13 protein-coding genes are annotated in these 13,330 nt (G+C 62.7%); 7 read left to right on the top strand and 6 right to left on the bottom strand.

Translation table 11 applies throughout. The features are described 5' to 3' along the window. Positions 1–84 precede the first annotated feature (84 nt). The 3 genes from MFF62_RS28605 (at position 85) to MFF62_RS28595 (ending at position 2,285) form a co-directional block, all read left to right on the top strand. On the top strand, positions 85–990 hold the full coding sequence (locus MFF62_RS28605; RefSeq protein WP_238267056.1) for an alpha/beta fold hydrolase: 906 nt from the start codon (positions 85–87) through the stop codon (positions 988–990). Positions 991–1,052: 62 nt separating this feature from the next. Next, positions 1,053–1,700 (top strand): dihydrofolate reductase family protein, encoded by a 648-nt coding sequence (locus tag MFF62_RS28600; protein ID WP_238266991.1) that lies wholly within the window; start codon positions 1,053–1,055, stop codon positions 1,698–1,700. Positions 1,701–1,850: 150 nt separating this feature from the next. Beyond that, entirely contained in the window at positions 1,851–2,285 is a 435-nt protein-coding gene (locus MFF62_RS28595) for a cupin domain-containing protein (protein ID WP_238266989.1), read from the top strand. Here MFF62_RS28595 and MFF62_RS28590 read toward each other — a convergent pair. Continuing rightward, complete coding sequence (locus MFF62_RS28590) at positions 2,282–3,400, bottom strand: dipeptidase (RefSeq protein WP_238266987.1); 1,119 nt, start codon at positions 3,398–3,400, stop codon at positions 2,282–2,284. The genes MFF62_RS28595 and MFF62_RS28590 overlap by 4 nt on opposite strands. Positions 3,401–3,472: 72 nt before the next feature. Further along, a complete protein-coding gene (locus MFF62_RS28585) occupies positions 3,473–4,801 on the bottom strand; it encodes an acetamidase/formamidase family protein (protein WP_238266986.1) in 1,329 nt (442 codons plus the stop codon). A gap of 403 nt (positions 4,802–5,204) precedes the next feature. On the opposite strand from MFF62_RS28585, the gene MFF62_RS28580 reads away from it, so the two are divergent. Next, positions 5,205–5,600 carry a nuclear transport factor 2 family protein gene (locus MFF62_RS28580; RefSeq protein WP_238266979.1) on the top strand — a complete coding sequence of 132 codons (396 nt, stop codon included), beginning with the start codon at positions 5,205–5,207 and terminating at the stop codon, positions 5,598–5,600. Between the two features lie 50 nt (positions 5,601–5,650). Here MFF62_RS28580 and MFF62_RS28575 read toward each other — a convergent pair whose 3' ends face one another. Next, positions 5,651–6,445, bottom strand: a complete 795-nt coding sequence (locus MFF62_RS28575) for an SDR family oxidoreductase (RefSeq protein WP_238266977.1) — start codon at positions 6,443–6,445, stop codon at positions 5,651–5,653. Positions 6,446–6,474: 29 nt separating this feature from the next. Then, positions 6,475–7,605, bottom strand: a complete 1,131-nt coding sequence (locus MFF62_RS28570; RefSeq protein WP_309295923.1) for a helix-turn-helix transcriptional regulator — start codon at positions 7,603–7,605, stop codon at positions 6,475–6,477. 222 nt (positions 7,606–7,827) lie between these two features. Here MFF62_RS28570 and MFF62_RS28565 point away from each other — a divergent pair, with 222 nt between their 5' ends. Further along, entirely contained in the window at positions 7,828–9,447 is a 1,620-nt protein-coding gene (locus MFF62_RS28565) for a hypothetical protein (RefSeq protein WP_238266975.1), read from the top strand. A 57-nt stretch (positions 9,448–9,504) separates the two neighbouring features. Here MFF62_RS28565 and MFF62_RS28560 read toward each other — a convergent pair whose 3' ends face one another. Next, the gene (locus tag MFF62_RS28560) at positions 9,505–9,942 is read right to left on the bottom strand and encodes an SRPBCC family protein (protein ID WP_238266973.1); all 438 of its coding nucleotides are present in this window, start codon (positions 9,940–9,942) and stop codon (positions 9,505–9,507) included. Between the two features lie 27 nt (positions 9,943–9,969). Continuing rightward, entirely contained in the window at positions 9,970–10,998 is a 1,029-nt protein-coding gene (locus MFF62_RS28555; protein WP_238266971.1) for an aldo/keto reductase, read from the bottom strand. A gap of 104 nt (positions 10,999–11,102) precedes the next feature. Between MFF62_RS28555 and MFF62_RS28550 the strand changes: the two genes are divergently transcribed. Together MFF62_RS28550 and MFF62_RS28545 are read left to right on the top strand one after the other, a co-directional pair. Next, positions 11,103–12,059: a LysR family transcriptional regulator gene (locus MFF62_RS28550; RefSeq protein ID WP_238266969.1), complete on the top strand. Its 957-nt coding sequence runs from the start codon at positions 11,103–11,105 to the stop codon at positions 12,057–12,059. Between the two features lie 48 nt (positions 12,060–12,107). Continuing rightward, positions 12,108–13,322 carry an alpha/beta hydrolase family protein gene (locus tag MFF62_RS28545; protein WP_238266967.1) on the top strand — a complete coding sequence of 405 codons (1,215 nt, stop codon included), beginning with the start codon at positions 12,108–12,110 and terminating at the stop codon, positions 13,320–13,322. Positions 13,323–13,330 lie beyond the last annotated feature (8 nt).

The raw sequence follows: 13,330 nt of genomic DNA, 5'->3' as shown, positions 1-13,330 counted from the left end.
TCTTGCATGTCGCCACGCGTAGCACCTGCGTCTGGCCTCGGCGCCCTTACCGGCAACCTTCCCAACAAGAATGAGAAAAAACACATGCGCCGACTGTTCGCCGCCCTTGCCTTGTTCGCTATTTGCCAGTCATTGCAGGCCCAGGTAAAGCCGTACCCGTCCAGTTTTCGGAATCAGGACATAAAGACCGAGGGTGCCACACTGCATGTGCGGGTTGGCGGAAGCGGGCCAGCCGTGGTCTTGCTGCACGGTTTTGGTGACACGGGCGATATGTGGGCGCCGCTGGCGGCCGAGTTGGCGCGGAACCATACGGTGGTCGTGCCCGATCTGCGTGGCATGGGCTTGTCGTCGCATCCGGCTGGCGGCTACGACAAACGTACGCAGGCCGGCGATATCCGGTCGGTGCTGACGCAACTGCATATCGACCAGGCTGACGTGGTGGGTCACGATATCGGCACGATGGTCGCATTTGCCTATGCGACGCGTTATCCGGACAAGACCCGGAAGCTCGTGGTCATGGACGCCCCGGTGCCTGGCGTGCCGCCGTGGGAGCAGATCGTTCGTATGCCCGCGCTCTGGCATTTCGATTTTGGCGGGCCCGATGCCGAGCGGCTGGTCAAAGGCCGGGAGCGAATCTACCTGGATCGATTCTGGAATGAATTCGCGGGCGATCCGTCCAAAATCGACGAGGCCACGCGCGCTCACTATGCCCGCATTTATGCGCGCCCTGGCGCCATGCATTCCGCATTCGCGCAATTCCTGGCTATTCGCCAGGACGCCGAAGACAATCAGAAATCGCTGGCCACCAAGCTGACGATGCCCGTGCTGGCAATTGGCGGCGAGAAGTCGTTTGGCCAGAACGAGGCGATCGTCATGCGAAACGCGGCGGTCAACGTCCAGGAACTGGTGGTTCCCGGTGCCGGTCACTGGTTGATGGAAGAAAAGCCGCAGGTCACGGTGAGCGCGATTGTCGATTTCCTCGCGCAATAGGGCCGTTACCCGCCCTGCTTTGCGCTGGCCAGCGGTTGGACGTATGCAAACGGAGACAAACCATGACACGTGTTCGCGTTGAATGCTTCACCATCTCGCTCGACGGATTCGGCGCTGGCCCGGATCAGGACATCGACAACCCGCTCGGCATTGGTGGCACCAACCTGCATCAGTGGCTGCTGCCGACACGCACGTTCCAGCGGACGTTGTTCGGCAAAGACGGCGGGACGACCGGGATCGACGACGATTTCGCGGCGCGTGGCTTTGATAACGTGGGCGCCTGGATTCTGGGCAGGAACATGTTCGGGCCGATTCGTGGCGCATGGCCGGACGAAAACTGGAAAGGCTGGTGGGGCGACAACCCGCCGTACCACGTGCCGACCTTCGTCCTGACGCATCACGCGCGCCCCGCTCTGAAAATGGAAGGCGGCACGACGTTCCATTTCGTCACCGGCGGCATCCGCCAGGCGCTGGATCTGGCGCGCGCCGCTGCTGGCGGCAAGGACGTTCGCATCGGCGGCGGCGCCGACACCATCCGGCAGTTTCTATCGGCGGGCCTGATCGATGAATTGCACGTCGCGATCTCGCCGGTGCTGCTTGGCCGTGGCGAGTCCCTGTTCCACGGACTCGACCTGCCGGCGCTGGGATACGCATGCGTGACTTCCGTGGCCTCAGAAAAGGCGACGCATGTCGTGCTGCGGCGGCAATGACAAGCGCCCTTGCCCACGCTCGCTGTTTGACTTTGCCTGCATTGACTACCAAGATGGACAGCGCGCTGGACGCTCGCGACCCCAACAGCCACTGAACCGGCTGGACGACGGCGCGGCGGTTGGCGGCTCTTTCTGTTTGGAGTTTTCGCGATGACTGCAAACGCATCCGCTCTCGAGCCCATCGCAATCGGTGGCCTGACAGTGCGCTATCTCATTGACGGGGCCGCCACGAAGACCATGGGCGTCTTCGAGTTGACGATTGCGCCGGGAGCCAATGTGCCTCCGCCGCATAGTCACACCCACAACGAAGAATGCATATACGCCCTGGAAGGGCTCATCCGCTATTCCGTTGACGGCGTTGCCAGGGATCTGGCGCCGGGCGAGTGGATGCATACCCCCAAGGGTTCCATCCATGCGTTCAGCAACCCGCACCAAACCACCGCCAAAGCCCTTGTCATACTGACGCCTGACCTGGGTGCGCAGTACTTTCTGGATGTGCAGGAAGTGGTGAATGCAGGCGGGCCGCCAGATCGCCAGAAGTTGGCGGCGATCATGTCCAGTTACGGTCTCGTTCTGGGGCACTAGCCTTCAACCGAAGCCTCGAACACGCGCCGATAGTTGCCGCCGAGCATCAAGTCGGTCTCGGCCTGCGAGAATCCTGCCTTGAGCAAGGCATTGCCGAGCGCCGGCAGTTGCTCGTAGCTTTGGAACACGGGTGGGGAAATAAAGCCAAGCATATCGGTGCCTAGCCCGACGTGATCCACACCGACGACATCGGCCATGCGTTTGAAGCCATTGGCCATATCCTGCAAATCGCGGAAAGTGCCGGCATTCGGCCAGATGCCGATCACACCGCCCGTCGCCGCAATAACGCGCGCATGATCCGGCGTGATGAGGCGGCTGCGCGTGCCCGGACGCGTGGCCAGAGCCGTGTGTGACAGCACCAATGGCTTGGTCGTGACCGCTGCGGCGCGCTTGACCAGTTCATAGGTGCCATGCGCGACGTCGATCACGATGCCTAGCTTGTTGCAACGGCGGATCACGTCGGCACCGAAATCGGTCAGGCCGCTGTGAACAGGCGCTTCAGTCTGAATATCGCCTACTTCATTCACGCGGTAGTGGGTCAGTTGCAATTGACGCAGCTGGTGCTGATGGAAGGCTTCATCGACACGATCCAGCCGGCCTTCGAGGAAGTCCGCACCCTCCGACGCAATGATGGCCCGTGGCGCGGACGCATCCACGGATCGTAGCGCGCTACCCTGCGTGATGACGGCGATCCCCTCGTGCTGGACCAGCGCCTTTGCACGTTGAAACGCCTGCTGCGACATCCGGTACAACTCCCCTGGTTCGGGCTGGCGCCATGCTTCGAAGCGCTTGCGATCGGACGAGACACGCGTGACGGGGGTGTCCATGACCACGGCAAGGCAGACGACGTTCATACCGCCCGCTCGCATCTGCGCGCCGACTGGCAGGAACGGACGATTGCCGCCCGAAGCCGGGTCTCGCGACATCGCCAGCCGACCCGCGTGGCTGTGCATGTCGATGGTCACCGCGCCGGCGGAGGGGCGCCAGGGTGTCTCGCTTCCAATACGTCCGGAGGTGCAGGCGGTAATTCCCGCTGCAACACCCAATGCCAGAAACGCGCGTCGGTCCATCACCGTCGAAGATTTCGGGGAAGCCAGTGAATAATCGGTTTGCATGGGATGGCAGACGCCTTGGATGCATGATTGGCCCCGATTATCACCGATCAGTTGGGGCGCGGGCCGTCTGCTTCAGTCAAGCTGATACTTTTGCCGCGCGAGATGGCCGATACCGATGCGGTCCAGCACCGGAAGCGGGCACATGAAGGTCACGCGCACCGTGCCAGGGAGTCTGCTGATGTCGATCGATCCGGCGATCGTGGCGCGATTGAGCACTTCGTCGTAAGGCAGGCCAGTGACATCGGCCGCGCGCTGCAGGCCATTCTTCGTTGCGGCGTTCAGATCGACGCCGCTACCGATGAACGTGATCGGCGCCGACTCCTCGATCTGAACCTGCCCCCAGCGTGCGCCGAGCTCGCCCACCTTCTGCCGCTCTTCTTTCGACATCGGGCGCGCCAGCGGCGGCAGATCGTCGAGATTCTGGAACAGGATGGGCCCGTCAATCGTCAGGTGCTTGATGACCTCGACCTGCAGTTCAGTCTCCCCCGACACGTCGGTGGCATGTCCGGCGATCTCGCCATTTCCCTGTTGCGCGTGCATGTCGCCAAGATAGACCCCTGCGCCTGGAACCTTGACCGGGCAAATCAGGATCGCGCCTTCGCGCACGGTGTTGGTATCCATATGGCCGTCGGTCTTGGCGGCATGCAGCTCCTCGCGTGTCATCGAGAAACGGTGCGGCGCGCCAATCAGGTGCTGCCCGAAGTCGGCGCAGTTGTGCGAGTCTGGAAGATCGCGGGCCGGCGTTGTACCAATATTGCCGAGGAACGGCCGCATGCGTGAAGCCACACCCGCCATGTCGGCGCGTGCCAGCGACAGGATCGAATGTTGCGCTGCCAGTTCAGGCAACGCGGACATCTCCGAAGCCTTGCCAGCCAGCCGATCTGCAATCTCCTGCTTTACTGTGAGACTGAGTTGATTCTCGTGGTCGAACACCACGACATATCCATGGCTGAACCGAAATGCGCTGACCTCCGCGCCGCAGTTGTCGCAGCGGATAGCATGGTCGCCGATCCCCTCGACATGGCTAGCCGGGTGCTCGACACCACATTGCGCGCAGAGCTTTGCCACGAACGGATCGCCGTGATAACGGCCTTCAACAAACTCCATCACACCCGATGAGGTGGCGATCGAGCTGACACGCATTCTCCGGATTTTCAACGCCACCGCATCGCCAACTTCGGCGCCTGCAATCGACACGGGCTGCGTTACTTCGTGGCCGCCCTCGAAAGCCGGGGTGATCATCGGCCCCCAGCAGCCGGGCGGCGTTCCCGCCAAAAGCGTGCCGCCATCGGCTAGCGGCCCCAGCATCGGTTGGCTTGGGCCGATGACGCCGTGGGTGTAGGTCTGCACCCGAAGCGAATCCACGATATTCCGGTCGATCTTGTCCGCGATGATTGTCATGAAGTGCTGCCTCCGGTCTGCTTGTCGGTATGGAACGCGTCAGGACGGCCGAAAATTCCGATGGCTCGTACTGACGACATGCAGCGCAGTAGAACGCGCCGATGTATCGCCCCAATAGCGCACACCCCCTGAATTGGTCCGCATATGTATCCACGACTTCGCCAGATACAGTGCGATACAAGTACCCGCGTCCTTCGGCCGTAGATCTCCTCAAGCACTGCTTCGCGGAAGCACTCTCAACGCCACGGAACAACTGATTTTCGGCCGACCCCGATGATCTTGCGAAGGCCGTTGACCACAATGACAGGTATCAGTCGGTGTCGCTGACGCAGGCACCGCAACCTCAATAGCCACGGACCAGGCTCGCCGCGGTCCGTCGCCTAACGTCAGGAGTCATCGCATCATGTTCAACAGAAACCGCAGGCCTTCCGTGGACAATGAGCATCAGCAGGTCCTGGAACTTCTACAGACCTACCTTGACGCGATTTACGATGGTGATGTCAGCGCATTGCGTTCCGCATTCCACCCTGAAGCACTCTTGTTTGCCGAAGTCCGTGGCGAAACGGTGCAGAAGACACTTGACGCCTATCTCGATGGCGTTGCAAAGCGTCAAAGTCCGGCTTCGAGCAACGAGCCATACGGCATGTCGGTTCACTCCATTGACGTAATCGGCAAGATTGCCTCTGCCAAGGTTCAAGTCAAGGTGACCGGCAACAACTACTTCAACTTCCTGTCGATGCTTAAGATTGACTCCGAGTGGTATATCGTCAACAAACTCTATACGCGTGTCGGCGAGTAGGTTGTTGTGCGGAGCGGGAGGTGAAGGACGTCCTCCACCCCCAAGCCCCATCAGACCACGAACGGTGTCGTAGCCCCGTCGATCGAGAGAATCGCGCCAGAAATATAGCTGGCACGCGCCGACGCCAGAAACAGCACGGCATCCGCGATTTCCTCGGGCTTTGCTAGCCGTCCAAGCCCGGTCCGGTCATTGGCCTTGCGCAGGGCTTCTTCCACCGTCGTGCCAGCAAGTTTCGCTTCGGCCTCCAGTCCTTGATTCAGCCGGTCCGTACTCGTGGCCGAAGGGTTGAGCGCGTTGACCCGTACCCCCAACCGTCCGTACGCATTGGCCAGGCCCGCCGAGGCCAACATCAGGGCGGCATTGGCCGCGCCGCCCGGCAAATGGGTCGGGCTGGGGACCTTGCCGCCCATGCCGACGATATTGACGATGGCGCCACCTCCACCCCGCCCCATCCGTTTGATGACGGGATCGATGACGTTGATGTAGCTGAAATACTTCGCATCCATGGCGTCGCGCCACGCTTGCGGCGTGAGGTCCGCGGGCGGGGTGCGCCGCGCGGCGCCGGCCGACGTGACCAGGATGTCGATGCCGCCGAGCGCGGACCAGGCCGCATCCACAGCGCGCGCGGCGCTGTTCGCGTCCGTCAGGTCGGCTGCGGCAGTGACCGGTGCGGCGTCGGGAAACTTACCAGCCAGTGTCGTCAGCGCGGCGGTCAGGTTTGCCTCGCTGCGGCCCACTATCGCTACCTTGGCACCCTCGCGCAGAAAGGCTTGGGCACACGCCAGGCCGATGCCACGGCTGCCGCCCGTAATCAATACACGCTTGCCGCTCAGTTCCATATCCATATTTGCCACCTCCGGTCATTTTTTGATCACTACCCTGCTTCGGTCTGTGGCAGAAGATACAGCATTGTGCCGACGGCTTCGGCCTGCGAGCGCGTGCAGGTCTTCTCGTAGATCGCCCGCAGTTGCGTCCGGACCGTTGCGACGGAAACGCTGGCCGCAATGGCATATTCGTCTGGGGTCTTGCCACCGATCAGCGCCTCGCCGACGGCGGCCTCCGCAGCCGTCAATCCGAATGCCTGCTGCAATTGCGACGCGCGAACCATCGGCGCCGCACTCCTGCGTCTTGCCGTGACCAGAATCTCCGCGTGACCGAACGCCATACCGGTATCGCGGCCCGGAAGCCGGCTGATGCCAAGAAAGACTTCCGGCTCCAGGCCCGCCGCGGATCGCAATGTCAGGCTCTCGCCGTGCCGCGATTTCGCGGCGCGGGCGATTGCCGCGTGAAGCTTCGCGTTTTCTGCTGCCACGCTGGCAGAAAGTCGTCCATGCGCGAGTTTCAGGCAGTTGTTTGCACGCAGCATGGTTTCCGCCGACGGATTGGCAAATACAACTTTCGAACTGCTGTCGAGTGCAAACAGGGCCACGCCCAATTGCGCCATCATTTCCGCACCTACCGCCGCATCACGATGCAGCACGCGTGCGTCAAGCCAGAGATTGACCGCGCGCTGCAAATGGGACGCCATGTCATCAATACCCTGCCGCTCGTCGTCCGAATAAGCCGGGCGATCATTGGATCGCACTAATCCAAGCAGGATGTCGTCCGAACCCGGGCGTGCAAGGCGCGCACCGGTCAGGTAGCGGAAACCGGTTGGAATGTGAAAGTCCTGGTAGAACTCGCTACGTGCGACGTCAGCGTCACTAACGTAGTCCTGACAGAACTGAAATTGGCCGACGGGTGCCTTGGCAACCACTTCGCGCCGCGGATCCAGTGCGCCGTAGTACTGGTCGTATAGCGCCACGACGAAATCCCAGTGTGGGTCCGACGTGTGGGCCGCCAGATGTGGGACATTGCGCTCCGAATCCCAACTGAACATATGGAATCCGGTGGCACCCAACGCTTCGACAACTGTTTGAAACACGTCGAGAAACCCGTCGTGCCGGAATGCGGCCTCATAAAGGTCGCCAATCAAATGGTCCCGTTGCAAGCCTTCCTCCCCCAAGGATTTTTTTCCTTTTGGTCGGCAATTGCGCCGACAAGCCTCTAGCGGGCTGCATTCAGCTTCGCACAACGTCGTGTCGAGTCATTCCCCGCGAATCGGGGGATTGACGCGTTTTCATCCAAATGAATGATGCGCGTGAATTTTCCATTTCAGAGAATCGCACCGCGAAGACGGCCCATGCACGTCTCTCGCTTTCTGAATAACGACAGGGGGATCCGGTTCATGAAAACAAGATTTTTTCTCGTGGCAATCGCCGCCGCAGCGCTGAGCGCATGCGGTGGCGGTTCCGATTCGACGTCGTCGTCGGGTTCGTCAGCTTCACCTTCGCCCAGCACGACGACCACCAAGCTATCCGGTACGGCGGCAGTCGGCGCGGCCTTGGCGAATGCCACCGTGCAGGCCAAATGCGCATCCGGTAGTGGTACGGCCACCACGGCCGCCGATGGCACGTTCGTCATCAACATCCCGGACGCCAAGCGTCCATGTGTGCTGAGCGTCACTACGGCTGACAACGTGACGCTCCACTCGGTGATCGAGGCCGGTACCGGCACGACCGCAGTGGCCAACATCACGCCGCTGACCGAACTGGTCACGGCATCGCTGGCCGGCGGCAACACCAAGGACTTCTTCGACAGCTTCGATGCCACCGCGCAATCGAAGCTGAATGCCGACGGTCTCAATGGCGCGATTCAAGCGGTCAAGCTGATCCTGACCGGCACGGTCGATCTGACCGGCGTGGACCCGCTCAAGGACACGCTCGTCGCCGCACATGGCAGCACGCCGGGCAACGCGCTCGACCAGCGACTCGATACCCTGGGCGACGCGCTCGCTTCGTCCAAGACGTCGATCGCTGACCTGTCCGATGCGGTGGCCACCAACAAGGGTTCGACGGACGGCATCAAGACGCTGCTGAATCCGGCCTCGGCCACCTGCGCGTCGTACCGCAGCGGCAAGTACCAGAAGGTGGACCTGACCACCAACACGATCCAGCGCTTCACCGTGGATGCCGTGGCACTCAATCGCACCAACGACGCCACAAGCGCATCGGAGCACTTCGACACGAATGCCACTGAAGCCTGCCGCTTCGGCAACAACGATGCCCGACTGCTGGTATCGAAGTCCGGCATCGGACTGGAGCGTCGCGCCGGCGCAGCGAGCCTGCTGATTCCGGAGCAGACCATTCCGATGTCCGAACTGGCGGGCGACTGGGTGGCGATGAGCTTTGAACGCGAGACCAACCCGGGCAACTACGGCTCGGGCCTGATCCAGTTCACGGTGGATGCCGCGGGCAAGTTCACCAAGGCTGCCGATTGCGGCTTGAGCGGCTGCGGCCAGCCCTGGCCGGCCAGCGACCTGCCGACGTTCTCGGCCAACGCCAGCGGTGGCTTTGATCTTACCGACACCACCGGCACCGCTCGCGCATTCGGCTTCAAAGGCGTGGATGGGCAACTGGCCATCGTGATCGTGCATGCGGACGGATTCATGGTCGCACGCCATCCGGTCGCACGCGCACTGCCGGCAGTGGGCTTTACCAACGCCTACTGGGACGCAGCGCTGAACCCCGCCGGTGGCACCGACATCACGACGTTCTCGAACACCGTGATTGCCGTCGACCCGGCTACCAGCACCTACACGCGCCAGCGCAGCGATGGCCGTATCGACACGTGGCAAGACAACCGGCCGTCCGTTGGCCTGCGTTACCGTCCGGAAGTGCTGCCCGTCAACGGCCTGCCCGGTGCGGCCGAGTCCATCGGCATGAACCTGTCCAACACGGGCCTGACCATTTCGATCAACGTCCAATCGAACAACCCGTTCTATTCGATCTCCGTCGACCGGCCGTAAGCGGTCTGCCTGCAGTCCGAAAAGCCCCGCGCGACTTCACATCGCGCGGGGCTTTTTTCATTGTGCGGCGGCGCCGGTCAGCGTCGCCTGCAGGGCCTGGAGCCCGTCGCGATAAATGCCAGCGAACAACTGCGACGCGTCTTCGTCGCTCACGCCGGCTGGCGTAAATTGCCCCGACCACTCCACGCGCGATGCCAGGTTGCCATCGGCGCCCGCCACGCCAACCACGCGCAGCGTGGACCGGTAGCCAGTCACCGGGAACGGCGCTTCCAGAATCGAGTACGTGTAGCTGCGCCCCGCGTTGTCGAAGGCTTCGAGCCGTTCGACGATGGCATCGCCATCGGGATTGAGCAGGCGACGTACGCGGCCGCCCTCGCTCAGCTCGCTTTTAGGGATGTACGGCAGCCAGTCGGGCAGCGAATCAAAACCGCCAATCAGTTGCCAGACGCGGTCCGGTGAAACCGGTAGCGTGATGTTTGCGGATGCTTGTGCCATGGTGAACTCCTTCGAGGATTGCTCTGATCAGTCGCGGTCCGATGTATCGATGGGCAGCGGCGCGTTCTCGGCCACCAGGTGCTGTGCGCGCAGGTCACGCCAGAATTCGGCGGGAATGTCCTGCTTCAGCCCGGCCGTGTCCTCGGCGATGCGTTCCGGTCGGCTGGCGCCCGGAATCACGGCGGCCACCGCCGGATTGGCCAGCACGAACTGGAGTGCGGCAGCCTTGACGCTCACGCCATGGCGCTGCGCCACGGTCTTGATGCGTTCTACCTTGCTGATGATCTCGGCCGGTGCCTTCTGGTATTCGAAATGCGTGCCGCCGGCCAGGATGCCCGAGCTGTAAGGGCCACCCGCCACGATATGCGTCTGGCGTTCGGCGGCCTTCGGCATCAGCCGCTGCAGCGCGCGCTCGTGGTCCAGCAGCGAATAGCGGCCTGCCAGCAGGAATCCGTCCGGTTGGGCTTCGGACAGTTCCAGCGTCAGTTCGATGGGCTCGACACGATTCACACCCAGGCCCCAGGCCTTGATCACGCCCTCTTCGCGCAGACGCGTCAGTGCGCGGAAGGCACCCTTGCGGGCTGTCTCGAAGTACGACAGCCATTCGTCGCCGTAGAAGTCCTGCGCGATGTCGTGGATCCAGACAAAGTCGATGCGGTCGGTCTCCAAGCGCTTGAGGCTGTCCTCGATCGAGCGCAGCGTGCCGTCGGCCGTGTAGTCGACCACCAGCTTGTTCGGGCGGCCCGCCACGAACAGACCGCTTTTTTCGCCCAGCGCCCGGGCGGCGGCGTCTTCCACTTCATCCGAGATCAGCCGGCCGACCTTGGTGCTGAGCACGTATTCGTCACGCGGGCGGCGGGCCAGCGCCTGACCAAGGCGGATTTCCGAAAGCCCGGCGCCATAGAACGGTGCCGTATCGAAGTAGCGCACGCCCTGATCCCACGCGGCGTCCACGGTGGCTTGCGCCTCGGCTTCGGGGATGTCGCGGAACATGTTGCCCAGGGGGGCGGTGCCAAAGCCGAGCACGTGGCCGGCGAGTTTGTCCTTGAGACTCATGACTGCTCCAGATACAAAGTAAGTTGGGGTGAAGGCAGTCTAGGATTGCGAGTTAAGTCTGTCTAAGACAGAATTCGAAACACTTGAGTCTCACTAGGTCTGACATGTTGGATATCCGCCAGCTTCACTATTTCGTGGCCGTCGCCGAGGACGAGCACGTCGGGCGTGCCGCCGAACGGCTGCATATCTCCCAATCGCCACTTAGCCGACAGATCGCGCAGCTTGAAGAAAAGCTCGAGCTGACGCTGTTCGAACGATCGCAGCAGCGCATCCGCCTGACCCGCGACGGCCGTACCTTCCTGGCCGAAACGCGTGCGCTGCTGACCCATGCCAACCGGCTGGAATCGCTGGCGCGCCGCCTTGGTCGCGGTGACGAAGGCGGGCTGTGCATTGGCTATCTCGAATACGCGATGCACTCGGGCGTGCTGCCCAGTGCGCTGCGCGCGTTGCACGAAGACCGGTCAGCCGTGCATATCGCGCTGTACAACCTGCCATCCCACGACCAGCTCGAAGGGCTGCGCCAACGCAGCCTGGACGTCGCGCTGGTCTGTGAACCGCCGGAGCCCGACGATCCCGATCTGGTGGCGGCCCAGGTGCTTAACGATCCGATGCTGCTGGCCCTGCCCGAAGGACATCCGCTGGCTGCCCAGTCGTCGATCACGCCTGACGAACTCGGCGCGCAGAAGTGGATCGGCGTGATGCATCGCGAAAGCGCGCTGCGGCACGACGCCTTCATCGCCGCGTGCGCCCGGGCGGGCTTTACACCGACGATCACGATGGAGGCCACCGAGCCGCTGGCAGCCCTGGGGCTGGTAGCCGCCGGCCTTGGCGTGACCACGGTCCAGCGCAGCCTGCGCCATCACGCGCCTGCCGGGGTGGTGTTTCAAGAATTGCCGGGCTTTACCTATCGGATGCCGCTTTGGGCGGCGTGGCACAGGGTCAACCTGCGGCCGCTCGTGGAGATTTTTCGGAAGACGCTGCTAAAGACCAGTGGTGTGGAGGTCGACGAGGACGCAACGACCGCATCGACCGCATCGACTCCATCAACGGAAGCTGTCTGATTCAGCGAAGCGGCAACGCTGCGCCAGCGCAGCAACCGGAGCGTGATCGTGAGCCAACTCTTCAGTGACGCCCTGCATGAACAGCTCGGGACATGGCCGCTGGCCTACATCCCCTACGGTGGCGCCGATTTCGGCGAGATCAGACGGATCGCACAGGTGGTGGGCCAAGGCGACGACGATGCGTTCCATGACGCCTGGACGGACGCCGCCGACAGGTTGATCGACGAGGCGCACGCGGCCGAGGCACGCGGGCACCGGGCCAGCGCCCGCGAGTGTTATTTGCGCGCGGCCTGCTTCTACGGCAAGGCGTTCCATCCGCTCTTCGGCAGTCCGGTCGACCCACGGGTCATCGCGGCTTCGCGGCGCCAGATCCAGGCATTCGACCAGGGCCTTGCGTTGAGCGACGATCCGGTCCAACCCGTGCGGATTCCATGGGATACGGCCTCGATGCTCGCGTACGTCATTCCGGCCCAGGGTCGGGCGCGCGAACGCCACCCCCTGCTGATCCTCACAAATGGGTACGACGGCACCGCAACCGACCCCTACTTCGCATCGGCCGTTGCCGCATCGCGCAGGGGGTATCACTGCCTGATTTTTGACGGCCCGGGCCAAGGTACGACGCTTATCGAACACGGCATTCCGCTCCGGCCAGACTGGGAGACCGTGATCCGAACCGTCGTGGACTATGCGCTCGGCCTGCCGAACGTCGATCCGGACCGGATCGCGTTGAGTGGCTGGAGCCTGGGCGGTTACCTGGCACCACGCGCCGCATCCGGCGAGCCCCGCCTTGCCGCGTGCATCGCCGATCCGGCCCAATCATGCATTGCCGATGGCTTTCGCGCGTACGCGGTCCAGCTCGGCGCCACACCCGAACAGGCGGCCCGGCTTCACGAACTCCCAGACGTGCTGCTGGCGCGCATGGAAGACAGCATCGCCCAGAGCAGAAAACTCCGCTGGTCGGTCTTGCAACGTGGCTATTGGGTGAATGGCGTGACGAACTTGCGCGATTACCTCGCGTCGGTGGAAGGCTTCACCATGGCTGGGCGCATTGACCGGATTCAATGCCCGACGTTGTTCACGCTGGCCGAAAACGATCCGCTCGTCCACGGCACGCAGGCGTATTTCGAACTGCTGCGTTGTCCGAAGACCTTGCTGCGCTTCAGCCATGCCCAGGGCGCGGCCGATCACTGTGAAATGGGAAACCGCTCGTTGCTGAACCGCACGGTCCTTGACTGGCTGGACGAGACCCTTCGGACCGCGTAGGTCCGGTC

The sequence above is a fragment of the Cupriavidus pauculus genome, assembly GCF_022179805.1.
Lineage (GTDB): Bacteria > Pseudomonadota > Gammaproteobacteria > Burkholderiales > Burkholderiaceae > Cupriavidus > Cupriavidus pauculus_E.
Note: the sequence above shows the minus strand (reverse complement) of the source record. Positions and strands in the feature narration are given on the sequence as shown.